19 protein-coding genes, 1 tRNA gene and 1 pseudogene are annotated in these 23,421 nt (G+C 69.8%); 11 read left to right on the top strand and 10 right to left on the bottom strand.

Going from position 1 to position 23,421, the window contains the following annotated elements:
- The first annotated feature begins 35 nt into the window (after window positions 1–35).
- From LK06_RS07015 to LK06_RS07005, 3 genes are read left to right on the top strand one after another with little or no spacing between them, the layout of a single operon-like run.
- The gene (locus LK06_RS07015) at window positions 36–821 is read left to right on the top strand and encodes an SDR family oxidoreductase (protein WP_039655967.1); all 786 of its coding nucleotides are present in this window, start codon (window positions 36–38) and stop codon (window positions 819–821) included.
- Window positions 822–836: 15 nt separating this feature from the next.
- Window positions 837–1,448, top strand: a complete 612-nt coding sequence (locus tag LK06_RS07010) for a TetR/AcrR family transcriptional regulator (RefSeq protein ID WP_039655969.1) — start codon at window positions 837–839, stop codon at window positions 1,446–1,448.
- Window positions 1,449–1,471: 23 nt separating this feature from the next.
- Complete coding sequence (locus LK06_RS07005) at window positions 1,472–2,629, top strand: acetyl-CoA C-acetyltransferase (protein ID WP_039655971.1); 1,158 nt, start codon at window positions 1,472–1,474, stop codon at window positions 2,627–2,629.
- 272 nt (window positions 2,630–2,901) lie between these two features.
- On the opposite strand, the gene LK06_RS07000 is transcribed toward LK06_RS07005, so the two are convergent.
- Genes LK06_RS07000 through LK06_RS06985 form a run of 4 tightly spaced genes read right to left on the bottom strand, consistent with a single transcriptional unit; the run spans window position 2,902 to window position 6,306 of the window.
- The gene (locus tag LK06_RS07000) at window positions 2,902–3,975 is read right to left on the bottom strand and encodes an NAD(P)H-dependent flavin oxidoreductase (RefSeq protein ID WP_039655973.1); all 1,074 of its coding nucleotides are present in this window, start codon (window positions 3,973–3,975) and stop codon (window positions 2,902–2,904) included.
- The gene (locus tag LK06_RS06995; protein WP_043432269.1) at window positions 3,975–4,715 is read right to left on the bottom strand and encodes a CoA-transferase subunit beta; all 741 of its coding nucleotides are present in this window, start codon (window positions 4,713–4,715) and stop codon (window positions 3,975–3,977) included. The genes LK06_RS07000 and LK06_RS06995 overlap by 1 nt, the downstream gene beginning before the upstream one ends.
- On the bottom strand, window positions 4,712–5,563 hold the full coding sequence (locus LK06_RS06990) for a CoA transferase subunit A (protein ID WP_039655976.1): 852 nt from the start codon (window positions 5,561–5,563) through the stop codon (window positions 4,712–4,714). The genes LK06_RS06995 and LK06_RS06990 overlap by 4 nt, the downstream gene beginning before the upstream one ends.
- Complete coding sequence (locus LK06_RS06985; RefSeq protein ID WP_039655978.1) at window positions 5,563–6,306, bottom strand: enoyl-CoA hydratase family protein; 744 nt, start codon at window positions 6,304–6,306, stop codon at window positions 5,563–5,565. The genes LK06_RS06990 and LK06_RS06985 overlap by 1 nt, the downstream gene beginning before the upstream one ends.
- A gap of 99 nt (window positions 6,307–6,405) precedes the next feature.
- On the opposite strand from LK06_RS06985, the gene LK06_RS06980 reads away from it, so the two are divergent.
- Both LK06_RS06980 and LK06_RS06975 read left to right on the top strand, forming a co-directional pair.
- On the top strand, window positions 6,406–7,206 hold the full coding sequence (locus tag LK06_RS06980; RefSeq protein ID WP_234367372.1) for an SDR family oxidoreductase: 801 nt from the start codon (window positions 6,406–6,408) through the stop codon (window positions 7,204–7,206).
- 1 nt (window position 7,207) lies between these two features.
- Complete coding sequence (locus LK06_RS06975) at window positions 7,208–8,113, top strand: SDR family oxidoreductase (protein WP_039655980.1); 906 nt, start codon at window positions 7,208–7,210, stop codon at window positions 8,111–8,113.
- A 237-nt stretch (window positions 8,114–8,350) separates the two neighbouring features.
- Here LK06_RS06975 and LK06_RS06970 read toward each other — a convergent pair.
- Together LK06_RS06970 and LK06_RS06965 are read right to left on the bottom strand one after the other, a co-directional pair.
- Window positions 8,351–8,843, bottom strand: a pseudogene (locus LK06_RS06970) (MarR family winged helix-turn-helix transcriptional regulator).
- Window positions 8,831–9,715, bottom strand: coding sequence for a hypothetical protein (locus tag LK06_RS06965; protein WP_039655981.1), 885 nt, complete (start codon window positions 9,713–9,715; stop codon window positions 8,831–8,833). The pseudogene LK06_RS06970 and the gene LK06_RS06965 overlap by 13 nt, the downstream one beginning before the upstream one ends.
- Window positions 9,716–10,095: 380 nt before the next feature.
- Between LK06_RS06965 and LK06_RS06960 the strand changes: the two genes are divergently transcribed.
- From LK06_RS06960 to pyk, 5 genes are all read left to right on the top strand, one after another.
- Window positions 10,096–10,428 (top strand): chorismate mutase, encoded by a 333-nt coding sequence (locus tag LK06_RS06960; RefSeq protein WP_039655984.1) that lies wholly within the window; start codon window positions 10,096–10,098, stop codon window positions 10,426–10,428.
- Window positions 10,429–10,539: 111 nt separating this feature from the next.
- On the top strand, window positions 10,540–13,116 hold the full coding sequence (gene pepN, locus LK06_RS06955) for an aminopeptidase N (protein WP_167747937.1): 2,577 nt from the start codon (window positions 10,540–10,542) through the stop codon (window positions 13,114–13,116).
- Between the two features lie 806 nt (window positions 13,117–13,922).
- Window positions 13,923–15,281 (top strand): pyridoxal phosphate-dependent decarboxylase family protein, encoded by a 1,359-nt coding sequence (locus LK06_RS06945; protein ID WP_039655987.1) that lies wholly within the window; start codon window positions 13,923–13,925, stop codon window positions 15,279–15,281.
- Window positions 15,278–16,699 (top strand): lysine N(6)-hydroxylase/L-ornithine N(5)-oxygenase family protein, encoded by a 1,422-nt coding sequence (locus LK06_RS06940; protein ID WP_043432271.1) that lies wholly within the window; start codon window positions 15,278–15,280, stop codon window positions 16,697–16,699. Before LK06_RS06945 ends, LK06_RS06940 begins: the two co-directional genes overlap by 4 nt.
- Window positions 16,700–17,260: 561 nt before the next feature.
- Window positions 17,261–18,697 (top strand): pyruvate kinase, encoded by a 1,437-nt coding sequence (gene pyk, locus LK06_RS06935; RefSeq protein WP_039655991.1) that lies wholly within the window; start codon window positions 17,261–17,263, stop codon window positions 18,695–18,697.
- A 303-nt stretch (window positions 18,698–19,000) separates the two neighbouring features.
- Here the strand turns inward: pyk and LK06_RS06930 are convergent.
- Window positions 19,001–19,084 (bottom strand) — tRNA-Leu (locus LK06_RS06930).
- A 100-nt stretch (window positions 19,085–19,184) separates the two neighbouring features.
- Between LK06_RS06930 and LK06_RS06925 the strand changes: the two genes are divergently transcribed.
- On the top strand, window positions 19,185–19,844 hold the full coding sequence (locus LK06_RS06925) for an ANTAR domain-containing response regulator (RefSeq protein WP_039655993.1): 660 nt from the start codon (window positions 19,185–19,187) through the stop codon (window positions 19,842–19,844).
- An 87-nt stretch (window positions 19,845–19,931) separates the two neighbouring features.
- Here the strand turns inward: LK06_RS06925 and LK06_RS06920 are convergent, their stop codons facing one another.
- The 3 genes from LK06_RS06920 to LK06_RS06910 are packed head-to-tail and all read right to left on the bottom strand — an operon-like array spanning window position 19,932 to window position 23,416.
- Window positions 19,932–20,648: an ABC transporter ATP-binding protein gene (locus LK06_RS06920; protein ID WP_039655995.1), complete on the bottom strand. Its 717-nt coding sequence runs from the start codon at window positions 20,646–20,648 to the stop codon at window positions 19,932–19,934.
- Entirely contained in the window at window positions 20,645–21,622 is a 978-nt protein-coding gene (locus LK06_RS06915; protein WP_039655996.1) for an ABC transporter ATP-binding protein, read from the bottom strand. Before LK06_RS06915 ends, LK06_RS06920 begins: the two co-directional genes overlap by 4 nt.
- Before the next feature lie 6 nt (window positions 21,623–21,628).
- The gene (locus tag LK06_RS06910; RefSeq protein ID WP_039656116.1) at window positions 21,629–23,416 is read right to left on the bottom strand and encodes a branched-chain amino acid ABC transporter permease; all 1,788 of its coding nucleotides are present in this window, start codon (window positions 23,414–23,416) and stop codon (window positions 21,629–21,631) included.
- Window positions 23,417–23,421 lie beyond the last annotated feature (5 nt).

Genomic DNA, 23,421 nt, shown 5'->3' with positions numbered 1-23,421 from the left:
TCCCTAACAAGTGTTTGGTAGGTTAGCGTGGTCCCATGACAGGCGTCGAGAGCCCGGTCTGCCTACCCGGGCACGGATTGCTGCAGGGGCGTACCGCCGTCATCACCGCTGCGGCCGGAGCAGGCATCGGCGGGGCGACCGCGCGCCGGTTCCTGGAAGAGGGCGCGCGCGTGCTCATCAGCGACGCGCACACGCGTCGGCTGCGGGAGTACGCGGCCGAGCTGTGCCGGGAGTTCCCGGGCGCGGTGACGTCGGTGCCGTGCGATGTCACCGACGAGGGCCAGGTGCGCGACCTCTTCGAGGCCGCCGCGGTCGCGCACGGACAACTGGACATCGTGGTCAACAACGCAGGCCTCGGGGGCACTTCAGCGCTCGTCGACATGACCGATGAGCAGTGGTTCCGTGTCCTGGACGTCACGTTGAACGGCACCTTCCGGTGCACGCGCGCGGCGCTGAGCGCCATGCGGGAGACCGGTCGTGGAGCGATCGTCAACAACGCTTCCGTGGTCGGCTGGCGGGCCCAGGCAGGACAAGCGCACTATGCCGCCGCCAAGGCCGCGGTGATGGCGTTGACCCGGTGCGCGGCGATCGAGGCCGCCGCCTACGGGGTGCGGGTCAACGCCGTCGCGCCCAGTCTCGCCATGCACCCCCACCTGGTCAAGGTCACTTCCGCGGAACTCCTCGACCAGCTGACCGAGCGGGAAGCCTTCGGACGGTACGCGCAGCCGTGGGAAGTGGCCAACGTGATCGTGTTCCTGGCCTCTGGCTACTCCTCGTACATGACCGGCGAGGTCGTCGCCGTCAGCAGTCAGCACCCCTAGGACGACAATGGGTGCGTGCCGACCAAGAAGAAGTCCCAGGTGACCGCCGCCGCGGCCCGGCGCGGCGAACTCCTCAGCACCGCCGCCGAGGTCTTCGCCGAGCATGGCTACAACGCCACCACCGTCCGCAGAATCGCCGACCATGCCGGGATGCTCGCGGGAAGCCTCTACTACCACTTCGACTCCAAGGAGTCGATGCTGGAGGAGATCCTGCGGAGCTTTCTCGACGAGCTGTGGGACGGCTACGACTCCGTCCTCGCTGCCGGACTCGGTCCTCGGGAGACGCTGGAAGCCCTAGTCACCGAGTCCTTCCGGGAGATCGACCGGCACCGTGCCGCCGTCGCGATCTACCAGAAGGAGAGCAGGCAGCTCGTCGCCCAGGACCGGTTCGCATTCCTCGCCGAATCCCAGCGCCGGTTCGAGAAGGCATGGCTCAGCACGCTGGAACGCGGTGTGGCCGAGCGCGCCTTCCGCGCCGACCTGGACGTCCGGCTCACCTACCGCTTCGTGCGGGACACCGTCTGGGTCGCCGCGTCCTGGTACCGGCCAGGCGGGCAGCACAGCCCCGAGGAGATCGCCCGCCAGTACCTGTCGATGGTGCTGGACGGGATCGCTGTACGCGAATAGCCCTTTCGACTGAGGGAGTTGCCATGGCCGAGGCCTACATCGTCGAGGCGGTCCGCACGCCCGTCGGGCGGCGCGGGGGAGGGCTGGGCGGGGTCCACCCGGCCGACCTGGGCGCCCACGTACTGACGGCTCTGGTGGAGCGGTCCGGCATCGACCCGGCCGCCGTGGAGGACGTTGTCTTCGGCTGCCTGGACACGGTGGGGCCGCAGGCGGGTGACATCGCCCGCACCTGCTGGCTGGCCGCCGGTCTGCCCGAGGAGGTGCCGGGCGTGACTGTCGACCGGCAGTGCGGCTCCTCCCAGCAGGCCGTGCACTTCGCCGCGCAGGCCGTGCTCTCCGGTACCCAGGACCTGGTGGTCGCGGGTGGTGTGCAGAACATGTCCCAGATCCCCATCGCCTTCGCCTCCCGGCAGGCAGCGGCCCCCCTCGGCCTGACCGACGGTCCCTTCCACGGCAGCGCCGGTTGGCGGGCCCGCTACGGCGACCACCCCGTAGACCAGTTCACCGGCGCCGAGATGATCGCCGCCCGGTGGGGCATCAGCCGCGAGGACCAGGAGGAGTTCGCGCTGTGCTCGCACCGGCGGGCGATCCGGGCGATCGACACCGGCCGCTTCGCCCGTGAGACCGTCCCCTGCGCCGAGGTCCGAGTGGACGAGGGCCCGCGCAGGGACACGTCCCTGGAGCAGATGGCCACGCTCAAGCCTGTCCTCGACGGCGGCACCATCACCGCGGCCTGCTCCTCCCAGATCTCGGATGGGGCCGCCGCCATGCTGCTCGCTTCGGAGCGGGCAGTACGGGACCACGGGCTGCACCCACGCGCCCGCGTCCACCACCTCACCGTGCGCGGCGAGGACCCCCTTCGCATGCTCTCCGCTCCCATCCCGGCCACCGCCCATGCTCTGAGGAGGACCGGCCTGACCATTGATGCCATCGACCTGGTGGAGATCAACGAGGCCTTCGCGCCGGTTGTCCTGGCCTGGCTGAAGGAGACCGGTGCCGACCCCGACCGGGTCAACGTCAACGGCGGAGCGATAGCCCTCGGCCACCCCCTCGGCGCGACCGGTGCCCGGCTGATGACCACCCTGCTCCATGAACTGGAGCGTACGGGCGGCCGCTACGGCCTCCAGACCATGTGCGAGGGCGGCGGCCAGGCCAATGTGACGATCATCGAACGGCTCTGAGGGCGGCTTTGGGCAGGACTCGGCGGGTACGGTCCGGTGGGTACGGCTCAGGCACGGCTCCGGGGCCCAAACATCCGGGCACGACTCCAGGACGGCAAGGCCACCCGGCCACGGTTCCGGAGGTTTCGCGCAGTCGGATCACTGCTGTCCCCGCCTCCTGGAACGCCTGACCCGCAGCACGATCCAGTGCCCACCGTGATCCTCACCCGGACCGGTTGCGGCACCACCCGCACGCTGCCTGCCCCGAAGACACTCAGCTCAGGGCTGCTTGATCATCTCTGCCATGCCGGCGTGGAAGTACCTCCCGCCGGCAGCGCACCGATGATTTCCTCCGCCTGCGCCATCACCCGATCCACCAACTCCGCGCACGACGGGAGATCATTGATCACCCCGGTGACCTGCCCTGCTGCCATCACCCCGAGGTCCGTACGGCCGTCCACCATTGCGGCCTTGAGCAACATCGGTGTGTTCGCGGCCAGCAACACCTGGCTCCAGGACAAGTCTTTGTCCTTCCGCAGTGCCAGACCGTCCCGAACCAGCCGGCGCCAGGTGAGCCCCGACATCCGCCGGAAGCTCGCCGCTTCACGGACCGCGCGGGCGAGGGTCCGTATGCGGCCTGACCGCTCCAGTGCGTCCACCAACCCGGTACGCAGCATCCGGTGCGGCAGGCCGTCTACAGCCCCGGTCACCGTGACGTCCCTGACCGTCGCTGCCAGATACCGGGCCTTCACCGCGTCCGGCACGGTGGAGTCGGAGGTGAGGAGGAACCGGGTGCCCATCGCCACCCCCGACGCCCCGTAGGCCAGCGCGGCCACCAGGCCCCGTCCGTCGAAGAAGCCGCCCGCTGCCACGACCGGAATCCGCACCGCGTCCACCACCTGGGGCAGCAGCACGGTCGTCGCCACGTCCCCAGTGTGCCCGCCGCCCTCACCGCCCTGAACGATCACCGCGTCCGCCCCCCAGGCAGCCACTTTCTCGGCATGCCGGCGCGCGCCGACGGACGGAATGACGACCACACCCGCCTCCTTGAGCCGTGTGATCAGCTCGCGCGACGGGGCCAGGGCGAAGGAGGCCACCGGGACCCCCTCCTCCAGGATGATCCGCACCCGGTCGGCCGCGTCTCCTGCGTCGGCCCGCAGATTCACCCCGAACGGTGCTTCGGTGCGGGACCGGACCTCGCGTATCGCATCGCGCAGCCGGGCCGGGGTCATCGTCGCGGATGCCAGGATGCCGAGGGCGCCGGCGTTGGCCGTCGCCGACACCAGCCGGGGACCGGACACCCATCCCATCCCGGTCTGCACGATCGGATGGCGGACCCCGACCAGCCGGGTGAGCGCGGTCTCCATCAGCTCCTCACCCCTTCGGGTACCTCACGCGAGCGTGCCCCGCCGGGATCCAGTACCTCACGGATCAGCCGCAGCTCACCTGCCTCGGGCTCCCGGGTGCACGGCACCTCCTCTGGCACGGTGAGCGCGAAGCACGTTGCCCGACGCACCTCCTCGACGCTCACTCCGGGATGCAGCGCAGCCAGCCGCATCGAACGGTCCGGTGTCGCGAAGTCGAAGACACCGAGGTCGGAGACGACCCGGACGACACGGTGGAAGCGGGCCGACACACCCAGCCCGGCCGCCCGGTCGTACCCCACTCCGCACACCAGGTCCACCCGCTCCACGAACACCCGCCGCGAGTGCTTCGGAACCCAGTAACTTGTCGGATTGTTCAGTGTGTTGAGCGGCGCTCCGCGCACCCCGAGCAGCTGACGGTCCGGGCGTGCCCAGTCACCGATGCAGGAGATGTTCTGGTTGCCGTAGCGGTCGATCTGGCTTGCGCCCATCATCAGGCGTCGGCGCCCGCCCGCGACCAGCTCCAGGTGCTGCCGGTAAGGCAGCCAGCCCTCCGGGGTTCCGTCCGGGCGGACCAGCAGTGCCTCCCCGTCGGTCAGCAGCAGGTCCGGCGCGAAGGTGAGCCGGGCCAGTCGTGCGCCGAGCGAGGGGATCAGGCCCATCGGACTCGCCAGTACTTCCCCGGCCCCGCGCCAGATGTCCGCGCAGGCGATCACACAGTACTCGGCACGGCTGACGTTCATCGGATCCGCTCCTTCCGCCACTCCTGCACCGCCGCCCGGTAGGCCTCCTCGCCCGCGCCGAGGAACCGCCCGGCGAACTCCGGCCACGGTGTGGCCGCGTAGTGTCGCTGGAACTCCTCGTCCCTGCCGTAGTCCGGGGCACAGGACGTGAAGTGCGCACCGGACGGCGCCTCCACCACGCCGGTCACTGCCAGGCGTTTGAGGAGTAGCGACTGCGGGGTGGCCTCCTTGGCCAATTCGGCCGTGTCCACGATCCGTTCGCAGGAGACGTAGGCGGCTGCCGCCGCCGCGCAGAACAGGTCGTCGAAATACGGGTCCGGGCCCAGGTACTGGCCATTGCCCAGCCGGTCGGCGCGGTTGACGTGTACCAGGGCCGCGTCCAGCCGGAGGGCCGGCATGGCCACGAACGTCTCCCCGTCCTCGTACGGAGACGTCACCGTTCGCAGACCGGGATTGATCCGCATCACATCCGAGCCGATCCCGGCTCGCACCGGCAGGAAGGGCAGCCGCTCGGCCGCCGCCCGCAGGCCCGACAGGAACATGCCCTCGTCGATCTCCGCCAGCTCCAAGTCACCGCGCTCACGCGCTGCTCGGTAGTGCGGTTCCAGCGGGATGGAGTCGAGGGTGACGAAGGCGGTGATCAGTTTGCGGATCCGGCCGGCCGCGGCCAGCATGCCGATGTCCGGGCCGCCGTACGAGACGACGGTGAGATCCCTGGTCCCGGTCCGCAGCAGCGCCCGGACCAGGGCCATCGGCTTGCGGCGGGAGCCCCAGCCGCCGATGCCGAGGGTCATGCCGCTCTCCAACTGCGAGACCGCCTCGTCCGCGGTCATCGTCTTGTCGCCCACTACGCTCCCTCCTGCCCGAACGTGCCGCGGACCTGGTCGGCCAGTCCGCTGAGGTTGGCCTCGAAGGTGAAGCCCTGCTCGAAGCGGTAGCTGCGGTGCACGTCGACCGGATCGATCCCGTTGATGGCGGCCTTGGCCATACGCAGCAGCTGCCCGTCCTTCGCGGCGATCTCCCGGGCGAGTTCCAGGGCCGCCGCCCGTAACCGAGGGCGTGGCACCACGCGCCAGACCGAGCCGTGCCGGTGCAGTTCGGCGGCGCTGGCAGTGCGCCCGGTGTAGTAGAGGGCACGCATCAGGTGCTGCGGGACCAGCCGCGCCAGATGGGTCGCGGCTCCCAGGGCCCCTCGGTCCAGCTCGGGCAGCCCGAAGGCGGCGTCCTCACTCGCCACGATCGCGTCCGCGTTGCCCGCCAGGCCTATGCCGCCGCCCAGGCAGAAGCCCTGTACTGCTGCGACGACGGGCGTAGCGCACTCGTAGACCGCTGTGAAGGCTTCGGCGCAGCCGTGGTTGGCACTGATCAGTGCCTTCTGCCCGTCCGCCTGTATCTCCTTGATGTCCACGCCCGCGTTGAAACCCCGCCCCTCGGCCGCCAGCACGACACACCGGACCTCCGGATCCCGGCCTGCCGTGCGGACCGCCTCGGCCAGCGCGAACCATCCGGCTGCCGGCAGAGCGTTCACCGGTGGGAAATCGACCGCGACAAGCGAAATCCCCTTTTCCGGGGACGAGGTGGAGACACCCATGGCCGCATCAGCTACCTTCACACTCAGCGCATTCCACCAAACATTTGTTAGGTGTGAGGCTTCGAAGCTAGCAGCCGGTGAAGACGAGCGGGAGAGCCTGTGGACAACTCACCTGCGAGCCCTGTGGACAACTCGCTGCGCGGCCGGACCGTCGTGGTCACCGGCGGTACCCAGGGCGTGGGTGCCGGCATCGCGCGGGCCTTCGCCGAAGCGGGCGCCCAGGTCTTGGCCTGCGCCCGCAGGCCTCCGGAACAGCCGTTGGACGGCGTCGGGTTCATCCCGCTCGACCTGCGCGACCCGCCCGCCGTCCGGGCCTTCTTCGAGGGGCTGCCCCGGCTGGACGTGCTCGTCAACAACGCCGGCGGTACGCCGTACCGTTTGTTGGCCGACGCCGGTGCCGAACGGCACGCCAGAGTCATCGAGCTGAACTTGGTCACACCGCTGACCGCGTCTCTCGCCGCCTACCAGCACCTGCGGCGCAGCAGCGGCTCGATCGTGATGGTCGGCAGCGTCAGCGGAGCTCGCCCCTCGCCGGGCTCCGCCGCGTACGGCGCGGCCAAGGCGGGCCTGGCGAATCTGGCCGCCTCCATGGCCGTGGAGTGGGCGCCGGAGATCCGGGTCAACACCCTCGTCGTGGGGCTGGTCCGCACCGAACTGGCCCACCTGCACTACGGCGGTCCCGACGGCGTCCGCGCCGTCTCCCGTACCGTCCCGCTGGGCCGACTGGCCGTCCCCGCGGACGTCGGCGCCGCCGCCGTCTTCCTCGCCTCCGACGCCGCCGCCTACATCAGCGGGGCGAGCCTGCAGGTGCACGGGGGCGGGGAACGGCCCGCCTTCCTGGACGCCGCCACCACCGAAGAGGACGTCACGGGTACCTCGACCGCCCCCGAGGAGGGCTGAGATGAGCGGAATCTGCGATGGCCGGGTGGTCGTCGTCACCGGAGCGGGCCGCGGGCTCGGTCGTGCCCACGCCCTCGCCTTCGCGGCCGAGGGCGCGCGGGTCGTCGTCAACGATCTCGGTGTCGGCCTCGACGGTGGCCCGGGCCCGGACAGCCCCGCCGGACAGGTCGCTGAGGAGATCCGGGCCGCGGGTGGTGAGGCGGTCGCGCACGGCGGTGACATCGCCACCGGCAGGGGTGCGGTCTCGTTGATCAGGGCCGCCGTGGAGACCTACGGCAGACTCGACACCCTCGTCAGCAACGCGGGCTTCCTGCGCGACCGCATGCTGGTCAACCTCGGCGAGGGCGACTGGGACGCCGTGATCCGTGTCCATCTCACCGGGCACTTCCTGCCCCTGAAGTACGCAGCCGCACACTGGCGTGCCGAGGCCAAGGCGGGGCGCACACCGGTGGCCCGGGTCGTTCACACCAGCAGCGGCGCCGGCCTCTTGGGCTCAGTCGGGCAGGGCAACTACAGCGCGGCCAAGGCCGGGATCGTCGGTCTCACCCTGGTCGCGGCCGCTGAACTCGCCCGCTACGGCGTACAGGTGAACGCCCTCGCGCCCGCCGCCCGCACCCGCATGACGGAACGCACCTTCGCTGAGACCATGGCGGCACCCGCCACCGGTTTCGACGCCATGGCCCCCGAGAACGTCTCCCCCCTCGTGGTCTGGCTCGGCTCGGCCGAGAGCACGGGCGTGACCGGTCGGGTGTTCGAGGCGGAGGGCGGCCGGATCACCGTCATGGAGGGCTGGCGGCCCGGCCCCACCAACGACATCAGAGCACGCCGGACACCAGCGGAGGCGGGGGAAACGGCACGGAAACTGCTGGCCGCTGCGGAACCGCCGGGGGCGGTCTACGGGGCTTAGCGAGCCGGCCCCGGCCGGAGGGCGGTCCGCAGCTCCATGTGAAGCCGGATCGAGGTGCCGATGGCCAATTCCGGGTCGGTCCCCTCACGGCTGGCGGTCATACACCGTGGTAGGTGCCGTGCGCGGCCGCGCCGTTTAGCCGGCCGCCCGGGTCAAGCTCACGGGGCGGGCTGTGGTGCCGACGTCACCGTGTGCTGCCCGCGGGGCGCGTGCAGGCCGGCTTGCACGGCGCGGTCGTCAGCCCATGCCGCCGATCCATCCCGCAGCATCGAGTCGAACGCCCCGGCAGACGCTACCGCGCGCAGGCTGTCCTCGATGGCGCGCAGGCGTTCCTCACCCCAGTGCGGCGGCCCAGGCCGCTCGCAGTTCGTCGAAGATCGCAGCCGAGCGGTGCAGTACGTCAAGCCCACGGGGTGTCAGCCGGACCAACCTGCGCCGGGCGTCGGCGGGGTCGTCGGCGCTCGGCGTAACCGAGGGTGACCAGACGGTCGACGGACCTGCCCGCCGCCTGTTTGGAAATCCCCAGGTTGCGGGCGATGTCGACGGCGGCGCATCCGCGGGGGCCGATGGCCTGCAGGGCGAAGCCGTGCGCGGGGCGAACGTCCGGATGACCCTGGTGGGGCCAGTGCATCCCGGGTGGCCGGGCCGACGGTGGGCCGGGGCAGGGCGGTGGCTCGGCGGAGCCGGCGGGCAGCACCCCGGCGCATGCCGCGAACCTTACGTGTCGCACTCCAGAACCGTCTGGCACAACCCGCACCGCGCCCGTACCCGCCCCCGCACCGGAACCCGGATCAACTGGTGGCAGGTCGGGCAGGGAAACGAGACCCGGAGTTGCCCGGCGGGACCGGGAGTGAACGCATAGGTGGCCGCCGGCCGGCCGCCGTCAGAGGCGTGTCGGCGGTCATGGGCGTAGCGGCGCCGTCCCGCCCAGCCTGCCCCGACCAGTGGTGGCTGCTGCTCGTCCCGGCGGGCCCGGGACAGGCCCTTGGTGTAGGCGGTGTAGGCCTGTGGGCTGGTGAACCACACGGACGGGTCCTCGTGGAAGAGCAGGGCCCGTTTGGCCAGGACGTAGCCGAACTCCTCCGGTGTGAGGTAACCCAGCTTCTGGGAGGAGACCCCGTCTTCCCGATAGGCGTCCAGCAGCAGCCAGCCCGCGCCCAGATAGGTCGCCACCGTGTCCGTCAGAATCTCGTTCTCCGCCGTGGTGGGAAAGACGAGATCCAGGCGGTGCAGGTACACATGCGTCACCTCATGGGCGAGCGCGGCGCCGATGTCCTCGCGATGCGTGCGGAAGCGGTCGTTCAGCTCCACGAAGTACTCAGGTCCCGCCGTCAGTTCGACGTTCGCCGCATGGGCCATCTCCCGGAAGCTCACGATCAGCCGCGCGTCCGGCAACCGGAAGTGGCGCACGATCTCGCGGGCCACACGCTGGGCGCCCAGATACAGGTCGTCGGTGTCGCAGAAGGCCACGTCGGCGGGGGCCACACTGGCCGAGAACGTCTGGACGGTGTCATGGGACAGACGCTTGTACAGTGCGGTGATGGCGGCCCGCACCGTATCCAGATGCGGATAGCCGTGCTCGACCGGTCCACCGTTCGCCACGTCCGCACCCCCAAAGACGTCGGAACCCCTCTCCACTGTAAGCGGCGCCGATGGCCGGGCGGACGAGCGCGTGGCCGGCCAACCGGGTAGCAGACGGGGCACCGGCCCCTCGGACGCGTCTTCCGCGTTCCCGCAGCCACACCTTGCTCCTGCCGTCCTGCCCCGTCCTGCCGTCCCGCGGCACCGGTCCTGGGGCGTGCAGGGACCGCTGGGGCCGGCTGACCGGTAGTAGCCCGGCGGGAGCCGTCGACCCAGCAGGGAACCCGGCGGCCCGCGCTGCGCAGCGCGGCGGTGGTCGCCCCGACACCGGCGATCCGCCGGTGATCCAGTCCCCGGACGACCCTCAGGCCCAGGCTGCTGACCACATAGGGTGGACGCCCATGACCACCAGCAACACCGGCACCGGTGACATGGACCCCACGGTCCGACAGGAACTGGAGCGGCTGCGCGCCAGCATCGACAACATCGATGCGGCCGTCGTCCACATGCTCGCCGAGCGTTTCAAGTGCACCCAACAGGTCGGCCGCCTCAAGGCGGTGCACCAGCTGCCGCCCGCCGACCAGGCCCGCGAGGCCCGGCAGATCGAGCGGCTGCGTAGCCTCGCCGAGAGCGCCAAGCTCGATCCGGCCTTCGCCGAAAAATTCCTGAACTTCATCATCGCCGAGGTGATCCGGCACCACGAGCGGATCGCCGAGGACACCAACGGACACTGACCTCCCCGACAATAGCGGTCACAGCCGGCCGGGGAGGGGCGCGCACCGGACATATGCCGTGTACCGATCCGCCCCTGTGCGCTGCCGGCCCCATCAGGCAGCATGGCCTGCATGTCCGTACTCACGCGCGATGAGGCGCAGCTCCGAGCACAGTTCCTCGATGTCCACCGCTACACGGTCGAACTGGACCTCACCACCGGTGAAGAGACCTTCGGCTCACGCACCGTGATCCGGTTCACCACACGGTCCGACGGGGACACGTTCGTCGAGCTCAAGCCCGTCGAGCTGCGCTCCGTCACGCTCGACGGCCGGCCCCTCGACCCGGAGTCGCTGCACGAGGGCCGGCTGCCCTTGAAGAACCTCATCGCAGGTGAGCACGAACTGCGCGTCGATGCCGCCATGCGCTACTCCCGCACCGGCGAGGGCATGCACCGTTTCACCGACCCCAGCGATGGCGAGACATACGTCTACACCCAGGGGTTCATGAACGACGTCCAACGGGTCTTCGCCGCCTTCGACCAGCCCGACCTGAAGGCCGTCTTCGAGGTCTCCGTCAAGGCACCCACCGGCTGGACCGTCCTCGCCAACGGCGTCACCGAGCACCGCGACGACGGCGTCTGGCAGGCCGCGCCCACCCCGCCGATCTCCACCTACCTCGTCGCCGTCGCCGCCGGCCCCTGGCACTCGGTGCGCACCGAACACCGCGGACTGCCCTTCGGCATCCACAGCCGACGCTCGCTCGCGCCCCACCTCGACACCGACGCCGAGGAGATCCTCGACATCACACGCGCCTGCTTCGACCGTTACCACGAGAAGTTCGACGAGCCGTACCCCTTCGACTCCTACGACCAGGCGTTCGTCCCCGAATTCAACGCCGGCGCCATGGAGAACCCGGGCCTGGTCACCTTCCGCGACGACTTCGTCTACCGCTCCGCCGTCACCGACACCGAGCGGCAGACCCGCGCCATGGTCATCGCACACGAGATGGCCCACATGTGGTTCGGTGACCTCGTCACCCTCAAGTGGTGGGACGACATCTGGCTCAACGAGTCCTTCGCCGAGTACATGGGGTACCAGACCACTGCCGAGGCCACCCGCTTCACCGACTCCTGGACCGAGTTCGGCGTCACCCGCAAGGCCTGGGGATACGACGCCGACCAGCGCCCCACCACCCACCCGGTCGCCCCGGAGAACGTCGACGACACGGCCTCCGCCCTGCTCAACTTCGACGGCATCTCCTACGCCAAGGGAGCCTCCGCCCTGCGCCAGCTCGCCGCCTGGCTCGGCGAGAAGGACTTCCTGACCGGCATCAACACCCACTTCACTCGGCACAAGTTCGCCAACGCCACCCTCGCCGACTTCATCGACTCCCTCGCCTCGGCAACCGACCGCGACGTCCACGCCTGGGCCGACAGCTGGCTGCGCACCACCGGCGTGGACACCCTCACGCCCCTGGTCACCCACGCCGACGGCATCTGCACACTCACCACCGACCGCGCCGGCAGCCGCCCGCACCGTCTCACCGTCGGCCTCTACGACCACGATGTCGCCGACGAGGGACGCCTGGTCCTGCGCGAGCGCCTCGACCTCGACGTCCCGCAGACCAGCCCGCAGCCCATCGGCAAACGCCCCGCGCTCCTCCTCCTCAACGACGGCGACCTCACCTACGCCAAGGTCCGCTTCGACACCGACTCCTTCGACGCGCTGCGCACCGGCCTGTCAGGGCTGCCCGACCCGCTCACCCGCGCGGTCGCCTGGAACGCTCTCAGGGATGCTGTCCGCGACGGTGAACTCCCGCCCACCGCCTACCTGGAGACGGCCCGCGCCCACCTGCCGCACGAGACCGACCTGGCCGTCGTCCAAGGCGTCCTCGCTTTTGCCTCCGGCCAGATCGCCGACCAGTACCTCAGAACCGAAGACCGCCCGGCCGCTCTGGCCACCCTCACCTCCCTCTGCCGTGACCTGGTGCGACGCACCGAGGACGGCGACCACCCCGGCCTGCGCCTGATCGCCGTACGGCACCTGATCGCCGTGGCCGCCCACCCGGACACCATCGCCGCCTGGCTCGCCGACGGTACGGTGCCCGGCGGGCCGGAACTCGACCCCGAACTGCGCTGGCGCATCCTCGGCCGGCTCGCCGTGCTCGGCGCTACCGACGAGGCCGCCATCGCCGCCGAACTGGAACGCGACCCGAGCGCCACCGGCCAGGAGGGCGCCGCCCGTTGCCGTGCCGCCCTGCCCGACCCGGCGGCGAAGAGCGCCGCCTGGGAGGCGATGTTCGCCGGCGACGACTTGTCCAACTACCTCTTCACAGCCACCGCAAGAGGCTTCTGGCAGCCCGAACAGGCCGACCTGGTACGCCAGTACGTGCCGCGCTTCTACACCGACGCGGTCGCCGTCGCCGCCCGTCGCGGCCCCGCCATCGCCGTAGCCGCCGGCCGCTGGGCCTTCCCGTCCCACGCCGTCGACACCGAGATCCTGCGGCTCGGCGAGACCTGCCTGCGCGACGCCGACCTCACCCCGGCCCTCCGCCGCACCCTGGCCGACCGTCTCGACGATCTGTCCCGCGCCCTGCGGGTGCGCGGTGGGGAGGCTCGGGAAGCCGAGGACACCGAGGAAGGCGACAGGAGCGCAACGACCAAGAAGGGCGAGAAGAACAAGAAGAGCGAGGAAGCGAAGACACGGTAGGAACAGAGCGCTCAGCCAGGACGACACGGGCGCGGCTGTAGCCCCGCCGGGCGGGCCGGGCCACAGCCGCCATCCCCGGTCCGCCGGTTCGGCCCGGGGCCCGTCGTACCTCCACCTCGCGCGGACCTGCAGGTGGGTTTGCCACGACGGCCGGTGACACCGCACCGACACCCGCGTCCAGGGCGAGACCGAGCCGCTCCAGGAAGCACTCGTCGGACCGCCAGCCGGGTGGGACCGTGGCCGTCACGACCGGGAACCCCCGGCGGGGGCCAACAGGGACACGGCCAGCGACACGGCCAGCGACACGGTCAGGGCCCGGCCGATGCCCCGCCCTCGAACCCACGGCGAGGGCACAGACAGGCCCACCACCCCCGCCACCGTCCCGGGCCCCGGATGGTTCCGCACCGCGTCCACCGATCCCGCGACCACGTCGTCCCGCGCCAGCACCAACAACCTCGTCGCCCGGATTCCTGCCCCGGCGACGCGTGGCCAAGGCTCTGCACGTCGCCCGGTCCCGACGGCAGCCCCGTTGCCGCCACGCACCGCTCCTCGCACCCCCGAGCAGCCCGAGCATCGACGCCTCGTCCGCCGATCCCGGATCGGGCACCAGGCGCCGCTCACCAGGCGCGTCGATCACCCACGTGTCAACCATCGGACGAACGCCAGCCGCACCCGGCGACCGTCCCAACGTCTTCCACGGGTACGGCAGTACCCACTTTCGGGTTCACATCGCTGGACTTTCGGGACACGTGACCCTCTTCCCGTACAAGCTGGAAGTCCCCACGGCGCGCCCCGGAGGAGAGCCCATGAGCACGCCGCCCCTCGCCTCAGGCCCCGACGGCCGCGACGCGCTGCGACCGCTCCTCGGTACCGTCGTCGACGCACTCGCCGCCGGTGGCCGATCTCGCGGCGGGCCCTTGCCCGCCGGCGGACCGGAAACCGCCGCCGCTCGCATCGCCGAAGCCCTCGGAGACGTCCTGCCCGACGACGGCGACCCCGATGCCCTACGCACACTCGTGCACGCCCTCGCCGAGGGTGCCGCCGACCCCTCCGATCCGCTGTGCGTGGCCCACCTGCACTGCCCACCGCTCGCCGTGGCCACCGCAGCCGACCTTGCCGCCAGCGCCCTGAACCCCTCTCTGGACTCCTGGGACCAGGCCCCAGCCGCGTCGGCCCTGGAAGCCGCGGTCACCCGCGCCCTCGCCCACGCGATCGGTCTCGCCGACGCGCTCGTCACCACCGGCGGCACCGAATCCAACCAACTCGCCCTGCTGCTGGCCCGAGAGGAGCACGGCGGCAGCATCCAACTCGTCTGCGGCGCGAACGCCCACCACTCCCTGTCCCGCGCCACCTGGCTGCTCGGCCTGCCCGACCCGGTCGTCGTCCCGGCACCCCGCGGCATCCTCGACCCTGCCGCCTTGCACCAGGCCCTCACCCGACTCCCCGGTCCGCTGCTGGTCGCCGCCACCGCCGGTACCACCGACGCCGGTCTCATCGACCCGCTGCCCGAGATCGCCGGACTGTGCGCCACCCACGGCGCCCGCCTGCACATCGACGCCGCCTACGGCGGTGGCCTCCTCTTCAGCGACCGGCACCGCGACAAGCTCGCCGGGCTCGAAGCCGCCCACACCGTCACCCTCGACCTGCACAAGCTCGGCTGGCAGCCGGTCGCCGCGGGCCTCCTCGCCATCGCCCGCCCCCACGAACTCGCCGCACTCCACCACCACGCCGACTACCTGAACGCCCAGGACGACATCGAGGCCGGTTTCCCCGATCTGCTCGGCCGCTCCTCGCGGACCAGCCGCCGCCCCGACATCCTCAAGATCGCCGTCACCTTGAAGACCCTCGGCCGCAACGGCATGGGCGCCCTGGTAGACCAGGTATGCACCCGCGCACGTGAGTTCGCCATACTCGTACAGGAACATCCCCGCTTCGAACTGTACGGCCGGCCCGTCATCAGCACCGTGCTGTTCCGGCCCACCGAAGCCACCGACGCCGCCGTGGCCGCCGTACGCCGCAGGCTGCTCCACGACGGCCGGGCCATCCTCGGCCGCGCCCGACCCGACGGCCGCCGCTGGCTCAAAGCCACCCTTCTCAACCCCCACACCCGGCCGGACGACCTGGCCCACCTCCTCAAACTCGTCGAAGGAAGCACGCCCCGATGAACCCGAAGCCCACCCCTCCACGGCACGAACCCGCCTCCCCCCGCGACCTGGTCGGAATCGGCATCGGCCCGTGCAACCTCTCCCTGGCAGCGCTCGCCCACCCGCTCGCCGAACTCGACGCCGTCTTCTACGAACAACGCCCGGGCTTCGACTGGCACCCCGGCCTGCTCATCGACGGCGCCACCATCCAAGTTCCCTTCCTCGCCGACCTGGTGACCTTCGCCGACCCCACCAGTCCCTGGAGCTTCCTGAACTACCTCAAGACCTGCGAGCGGCTCTACCCCTTCTACTTCGCCGAGCGCTTCCACATCCATCGCGCCGAGTACGACGCCTACTGCCGCTGGGTCGCACAGAACCTCCCCGGACTGCACTTCAACCACCAGGTCGACGCCGTCCGCTGGAATCCCGAACGCGACGTGTTCGAGGTCGACTACACCCAACTCGACGCCGAAGGCGAGGTCGACGCCCTGGGCCGCACCTACACCCGCAACGTCGTTCTCGGCGTCGGCACCGCCCCCTACGTACCCGACCCCCTCAAGCCCCTGGTGGACGCCCCGGGCGTCCCTGTCATCCACGCAGCCGACTACCTCGACCACCGCGAAACCGTCCTCACCGCCGAGCACGTCACCGTCGTGGGATCCGGACAGTCCGGTGCCGAGGTCTTCCTCGACCTGCTCCGCCACCGCCCCGTCGGCCGGGAGAAGGTCCACTGGATCGGCCGCACCGAGGCGTTCGCCCCCATGGAGTACTCCAAACTCGGCCTGGAGCACTTCACACCCGACTACACGCGCTATTTCCACGCCCTCGCCGAACCCGTCCGCGACCGACTGGTCGCCGCCCAGTGGCAGCTGCACAAAGGCATCGACGCCGACACCCTCGCCGCCATCCACGACGAGCTGTACCAGCGCTCCCTGCACGGCGGCTGGCCCGACGCAGTCCTCACCCCGGGTGTCCGCGTCCGGACGGCCGGCCGCATCGCCACCACCAAGATCGAACTACATCTGGAACACCTCCAGCAGGGCAGCCGTTCCCGGCTCACCACCGACGCCGTCATCCTCGCCACCGGCTACCGCGAGCGCCCCCTCGGCCGCCTCCTCGCCGGACTCGACCCCTACCTTCGTCGCGACAGCAGCGAACGTCCCCGTATCGACGAGGAGTTCCGGCTCGTCCTCGACCCCTGCGTCACCGGCTCCGTCCACGTCCAGAACGCCGAACTGCACACCCACGGCGTCGGAACCCCAGACCTCGGCCTCGCCGCCTGGCGCAGTGCCACCATCCTCAACTCGCTCACCGGCAAAGAGCCCTACCCGCTGCCGGCCCGCACGGCCTTCACCCGTTTCGGACTGGAGGACGTCCAGCCCCGGGTGCCCCACGCCCGGCAGGCGACTCGACTGACCCCACTCGTCGAGGGAAGGTGACACCCCGGAGGGAAACGAAGAGGAGTGCCGGCGGCGGTGTCGACCCCTGCACCACGACGACACATGGAGCGTCACCCACCACACCGCCGTCATCAACCCACACGACTCGATGACCTCACCCACTACCACGCAACCGCTTTCGACCTGGCCAGATCCCACGGAGACGCCATGACACACCTGTCTACCGGCGCCGTCTCCATCACACCCGAACCTCCCCACCACGGCCGGGGCGAGCGTACGCAACCACCAGGGCCGAGTCCGGTTCAGCGCGGAGTCCACCGACTTCGGGTCTCTCCCGTCAACCAGGGCCAGCCTGCTGAAGCCCTCGACCTCGAAGCGCCACGGCTGCGTATCGCCCCTCAGGCCAGAGCGCAATTCACGATGCGACCTCCGCAAGGGTGATCACCCCGACAACACGACCTGGCGGAAGGAGCCCGGAAATCGCTCATAGGAGCGGGACACCGCACAATTCAACACTTGTCAATAACCCTTTGCCCAATGTCCCTTGAGTAGACACGTAGGGCCAAATCTCTACCCGCGAGTAAGGCCTAGGCTCGACTCATGCGCCGAGCAAAGATCGTCTGCACATTGGGGCCCGCCACCGATTCGTACGACCAGATCAAGGCACTGGTCGAGGCCGGAATGGACGTCGCCCGGTTCAACCTCAGCCACGGCACCCACGCCGAACACGAGGAGCGCTATCGGCACGTGCGAAAGGCGGCTGATGAAACCGGCCGCAGCGTCGGAATCCTTGCTGATCTTCAAGGCCCGAAGATCAGGCTCGGCTGCTTCACTGAAGGACCCGTACTCCTTGAACGCGGCGACACCTTCACCCTCACCGTGGAGGAAGGCATCGAGGGCGACCGCCTCCAGTGCGGCACCACCTACGCGGGCCTCGCTGCCGACGTCACCCCCGGCGAACGCATCCTCGTCGACGACGGCAAGGTCTGCCTGGAAGTCACCGCCGTCGACGGCCCCCGCATCCGCACCCGGGTCGCCGAGGGCGGCATGGTCTCCGACCACAAGGGCCTGAACCTTCCCGGCGTCGCCGTCTCCGTCCCCGCCCTCTCCAGGAAGGACGAAGACGACCTGCGCTGGGCGCTGCGCACGGGCTTCGACGCCATCGCCCTCTCCTTCGTCCGTAGCGGAGTCGACGCCGCGGATGTGCACCGCATCATGACCGAGGAGGACCGCCGCCTCCCGGTGATCGCCAAGATCGAAAAACCACAGGCCGTGGAGAACCTCGACGGTATCGTCGCCGCCTTCGACGGGCTGATGGTCGCGCGCGGCGACCTCGGCGTGGAGATGCCCCTGGAACAGGTGCCGATCGTCCAGAAGCGGGCGATCAAACTCGCCAAGCGCAACGCCAAACCGGTCATCGTGGCCACCCAGATGCTCGACTCGATGATCGATAACTCCCGGCCGACCCGCGCCGAGGCCTCCGACGTGGCCAACGCCGTCCTCGACGGCACAGACGCGGTGATGCTCTCCGGTGAGACCAGCGTCGGGACGTATCCGATCGAAACCGTGTGCACTATGGCGAAGATCGTCGAAGCGGCCGAGGAAGACATGCTGGCCAACGGCCTGCCACCGCTGACCGAGCGGAACAAACCGCGCACCCAGGGCGGCGCGGTCGCCCGTGCCGCCGCAGAGATGGGCGACTTCCTGAGTGCGAAGTTCCTGGTGGCCTTCACCCAGTCGGGAGACACGGCCCGCCGCATGTCCCGCTATCGTTCGCCGATCCCGCTCCTGGCCTTCACCCCAGAGCCGGCCACCCGCTCCCAGCTCAGCTTCACCTGGGGCGCGGAGACCTTCCTCGGCCCGCATGCCAACACCACCGACGCCATGGTGGAGCAGGTGGACGACCTGCTGCTGCGCCACGGCCGCTGCGAGAAGGGCGACGTCGTGGTCATCACGGCCGGTTCCCCACCCGGGGTCTCCGGCTCGACCAACTTGGTCCGCGTCCACCGCATCGGCGAGGACGACGGTCCGAACTAGTGGATGCAACAGGCAACGTCCGCCCCGTCGCAGCGTCCGTGCGCACGCTCGCCGCACCGACCGAAAGCCCACGTACATCCAGTACGTGGCCCAGATGTTTCCCGTAGCCGATCGTTCCGGGGGTCACACCGAGCTGACGAGCTACGTCTGCGTTCCTCGAGCCGTTGCGCAGCAGGGTGAGGGCGTTCTGCCGTACTGCAGAGCTGTGGATGCCCATGCGGCCACTCTGTGTCAACGTTCATGATCGTGCACACAGAAAGGTGGAGGACCACGCGAACGTGATCCTCCACTTATGTACCCGAGTGCCCGGTGTGGGATTCGAACCCACATGCCCAAAGGGCACGGCATTTTGAGTGCCGCGAGTCTGACCAGTTCCTCCAACCGGGCGGGCCAAGGAGCCGATCGAGAGTGTACCGGTTCACGGTCTGTCTTCGCAGCTAGGTACCCTGCTGGAAGCAGCGCCCCTGCCCTGGACCAAGGAGCCTCCGTGACCTCCCCCGAGTCGCCCCAGCCCGTAGACGTGCCTGACGACGACAAGTCGCACGTGCCTCCGGTGACGACCCGTGTCGTCATCGCCGAGGACGAGGCCCTGATCCGACTCGACCTCAAAGAGATGCTGGAGGAGGAGGGCTACAGCGTGGTCGGCGAGGCCGGGGATGGCGAGCAGGCCATCGAGCTGGCCCGCGAGCACAGGCCGGACCTGGTCATCCTGGACGTGAAGATGCCCAAGCTGGACGGCATCTCCGCGGCTGAGAAGATCGCCGAGGAGTCCATCGCGCCGGTCCTGATGCTCACTGCCTTCTCCCAGCGCGACCTGGTCGAACGTGCCCGGGACGCCGGTGCCATGGCCTATCTGGTCAAGCCGTTCAGCAAGAGCGATGTCGTCCCCGCCATCGAGATGGCCGTCTCCCGCTTCACCGAGCTGAAGCAGCTGGAGCAGGAGGTCGCCGACCTGACCCAGCGGCTGGAGACCCGCAAGCTGGTCGACCGGGCCAAGTCGGTCCTACAGACCGAGTACGGTCTGACCGAGCCGGCCGCCTTCCGTTGGATCCAGAAGACCTCCATGGACCGCCGCATGTCGATGCAGCAGGTCGCCGAGGCCGTCATCGCGGACAGCGAGGAGAAGAAGGCCGCCAAGAAGGGCTGAGCCCGCCCGGAGACGACGAGGAGGCCCGCGCCCCGGAGAAGGGGGCGCGGGCCTCGTCGTGCAGGGTCGGACCGACGCGTGCCGCGGTCAGTCCTCGCCGAGGTACGCCTTGCGCACCGACTCGTCGTGCAGCAGGTCCTGGCCGCTGCCGGACAGGACGATGTTGCCGACCTCCATGACGTGGCCCTGGTCGGCGAGCGAGAGTGCCGCCTGGGCGTTCTGCTCGACCAGCAGGATCGTCGTGCCCTGGGACTTCAGCTCGACGATCGTGGACATGATCTTCTGCATCATGATCGGTGACAGGCCCATGGACGGCTCGTCCAGCATCAGGAGCTTGGGCTGCGACATCAGCGCCCTGCCCATGGCGAGCATCTGCTGCTCACCGCCCGAGAGGGTGCCGGCGGCCTGCTTGCGCCGTTCGCCCAGGATCGGGAAGAGATCGTAGGCGCGCTGGATGTCCCTTTCGATGCCTTCCTTGTCGTTGCGGAGGAACGCGCCGAGTTGCAGGTTCTCGGCGATGGTCAGTCGCGGGAAGATGTGCCGGCCTTCGGGGGAGTGGGCGAGCCCGAGCGCGACGATCTTGTGCGCGGGGGTCCCGTTGAGCGGCTTACCATCAAAGATGATCTTGCCGGTGGTGGGCTTCAGCAGGCCCGAGAGCGTGCGCAGGGTGGTCGTCTTGCCGGCGCCGTTGGTGCCGATGAGGGTGACGACCTGGCCGGCCTCGACGCTGAACGAGATGCCTTTGACGGCCTCGATCTTGCCGTAGGCGACCCTGAGGTCCTCGACCTCCAGCAGTGCGGTCACGGGGTCTCTCCCTGGGTGGTGCGGGTGCTCTCCTCGGCGGCCGGTTCGGTCTCGGCGGCTTCTGCGGCCTCGTCGTCCGAGGTTTCGTCGTCCGAGGTTTCGTCCTCTGAGGCGTCGGCTTGCGCGGGTTCCGCCTGTGCGGCGTCGGCCTTGGCGGGTTCGGTCCGTGAGGCCTCGCCCTCCCCGGCCTCCGCCTCCCCTGAGTCGCCTTCGAAGGGCTCTCCCAGGTAGGCGGCGACAACGCGCTCGTCGGCCTGGACGACGTCGGAGGTGCCCTCGACGAGCTTCTCGCCCTGGACCAGGACGGCCACACGGTCGCACAGGTTGAAGATGAAGCGCATGTCGTGCTCGATGACCAGGACGGCGATGCCCATGTCCCGGATGGCGAAGACGAGGTCTTCGGTGGCCCGGGTTTCCTGCGGGTTCATGCCGGCGGTCGGTTCGTCGAGCAGCAGCAGGCCAGGCTCGCTCGCCAGTGCCCGGGCGATCTCCAGCTTGCGTTGCTCGCCGTAGGGCAGGTTCCGCGCGAGGTGGTCCCGCTTCGCGTCCAGGCCGACGAACTCCAGGAGTTCCATGGCCTTGGTCTCGGACCGCTTCTCGGCGTTGCGGAAGCCCGGACCGCGCAGCAGCGCCGACCACAAGCCTTCCTTGGTCCGTGTGTGGCGGCCCACGAGGACGTTCTCCAGAACGGTCATGTTGGCGAAGAGCCGAATGTTCTGGAAGGTGCGGGCGATGCCCGCCTGGGTCACCAGGTGCGGCTTGGGCGGCAGGACCTTGCCCCGGTAGGCGACCGTGCCCTCGGTGGGTATGTACAGGCCGGTGAGGCAGTTGAAGAAGGTGGTCTTGCCGGCGCCGTTCGGGCCGATCAGGCCGACGATCTCGCCACTGTTGACCGTGAAGTCGACTGACCGGACGGCGGTCAGGCCGCCGAAGCGCATCGTGACGTCACGGGCTTCGAGTACAGGTGTCGTCATGGTTCTTTACGCCCCTGCCTTGCTGACGGCCGGTTCGTCGGGCAGCGTCTTCTGGTCCGGTATGTCGATCTGGTCGGCCTCGTGGAACTCCAGCTGGCGCCGCCGGTTGGCGATGATGCCCTCAGGCCGGAAGCGCATGAGCAGGACCAGGGCCACGCCGAAGGCCAGCAGTTCGTAGTTCTGCAGGAACTGGAGCTTCTCCGGGATCAGGTAGAGCAGGCTAGCGCCCAGCAGCGGGCCGCTGACGGTGCCCATACCGCCGAGGACGACGGCGGCCAGCAGGAAGGCCGAGTTGGGCGGTGCGGCGCCGGCGAACATGTACGGCTGCGGGTTGACGCTGTAGTTGACGTGTGCCATCACCGTGCCGGCGAGTCCGGCCAAGGAGGCACCGAGCGCGAAGGCGATGAGCTTGACGCGGAAGCCGTTGATGCCCATGGCGGTGGCGGCGGTCTCGTCCTCGCGGATGGCGATCCAGGAGCGGCCGATGCGGGAGTCGGCGGCGCGGGTGAAGACCAGCACGACGATGGCCGTGATGATCAGCATCAGGAACAGGTAGTTCGCGAAGCGCCCGAGGGTGAATCCGCCGATGTTGTGGGCATCGCCCAGGTTGAACCCGAGGATCTTGATGTCGGGGATCTGGGTGATGCCGTTGGGGCCGCGGGTGATGTTCGGGCCGGAGTCGCCGTCCAGGCTGTTGACGGTGATGCGGAAGATCTCACCGAAGCCGAGGGTCACGATGGCCAGGTAGTCGCCGCGCAGCCGCAGTGTGGGACCGCCGATGAGGACACCGAAGACCAGTGAGGCGGCCATTCCGGTGAGGGCGGCGGCCCAGAACCCGAAGTGGACCTGGAAGGGGGAGTACTCGGAGCCGGAGACCAGGGCGGCGGCGTAGGCGCCGACACCGAGGAACGCGACGTATCCGAGGTCGAGTAGACCGGTGAGGCCGACCACGATGTTCAGGCCGAGGGCCACGGTGGCGAAGATCAGGATGTTCACCCCGATGTTCGCGTTGTGGTCGTTGGTCTGGGTGAACGGGAAGATCACGGCGGCGGCGAAGGCCAGCGTGGTGGCGAAGCCCTTGTGCCGGGTGGAGATCGTCGCGTAGGTGTCGACGAGTCCGGCGTGGATCAGCGCCCAGGCGATGAAGACGACGACGAGGAGGAAGCCCAGGAACGTTTCGCTGTCGTCGTCGTTGATGCCGATGCCGTAGGTGAAGACCACCAGGGCAAGGAGCGTGCCGGCCGTGATGATGGCGCGCTCGACGAGCGGGGTGAGCGTGCGGGGGCGGGGCTGGTCCGGCTTGGCCAGGTAGCCGCGCAGGCCGTGGCCGGGAGCTGGGTGGGGCAGGGCGAGTGCGCCGATGACCGGGAGGGCGGAGGCGGCCATGGCCACGAACGCGCCCGGGTCCAGGTTGACCAGGCCGCCGAGATCGACGGCGATGGCGATGCCGGTGAACCAGCAGACGGCGAATGCCGACAGGGCGGCGAAGAAGATCGGGGTGGTGGCGTTCCGGGGGTTCAGCTGACGCAGCCCCGGCACGTTCCACAGGGTGAGCCCGTACAGCAGGGTGAGGGCGCCGGCGACCAGGGCGAGGGTCTGCAGCCCCGCCGGGTAACCGTAGACGGTGAGGTTGCCGGGGAAGTCGGGCGTCCAGGTCCAGCTGAGGAAGGTGCTGGCGATGGTGCCGACCGCGCCGGCCGCGATGAGCAGGCGGGCAGCGCCCGGCGCGAGCGGGATGGGTCCGCGTGCGGCCGTGTCCGTGGCCGAGGGGGTGGTTTCGAGGGTGTCGGTCATGGTGG

Origin of the sequence: Streptomyces pluripotens (assembly GCF_000802245.2) — a bacterium.
In the GTDB taxonomy this organism is placed as follows: domain Bacteria; phylum Actinomycetota; class Actinomycetes; order Streptomycetales; family Streptomycetaceae; genus Streptomyces; species Streptomyces pluripotens.
The sequence above is the reverse complement of the archived record's forward strand: the minus strand, read 5'-3'. Positions and strand labels throughout refer to the sequence as shown.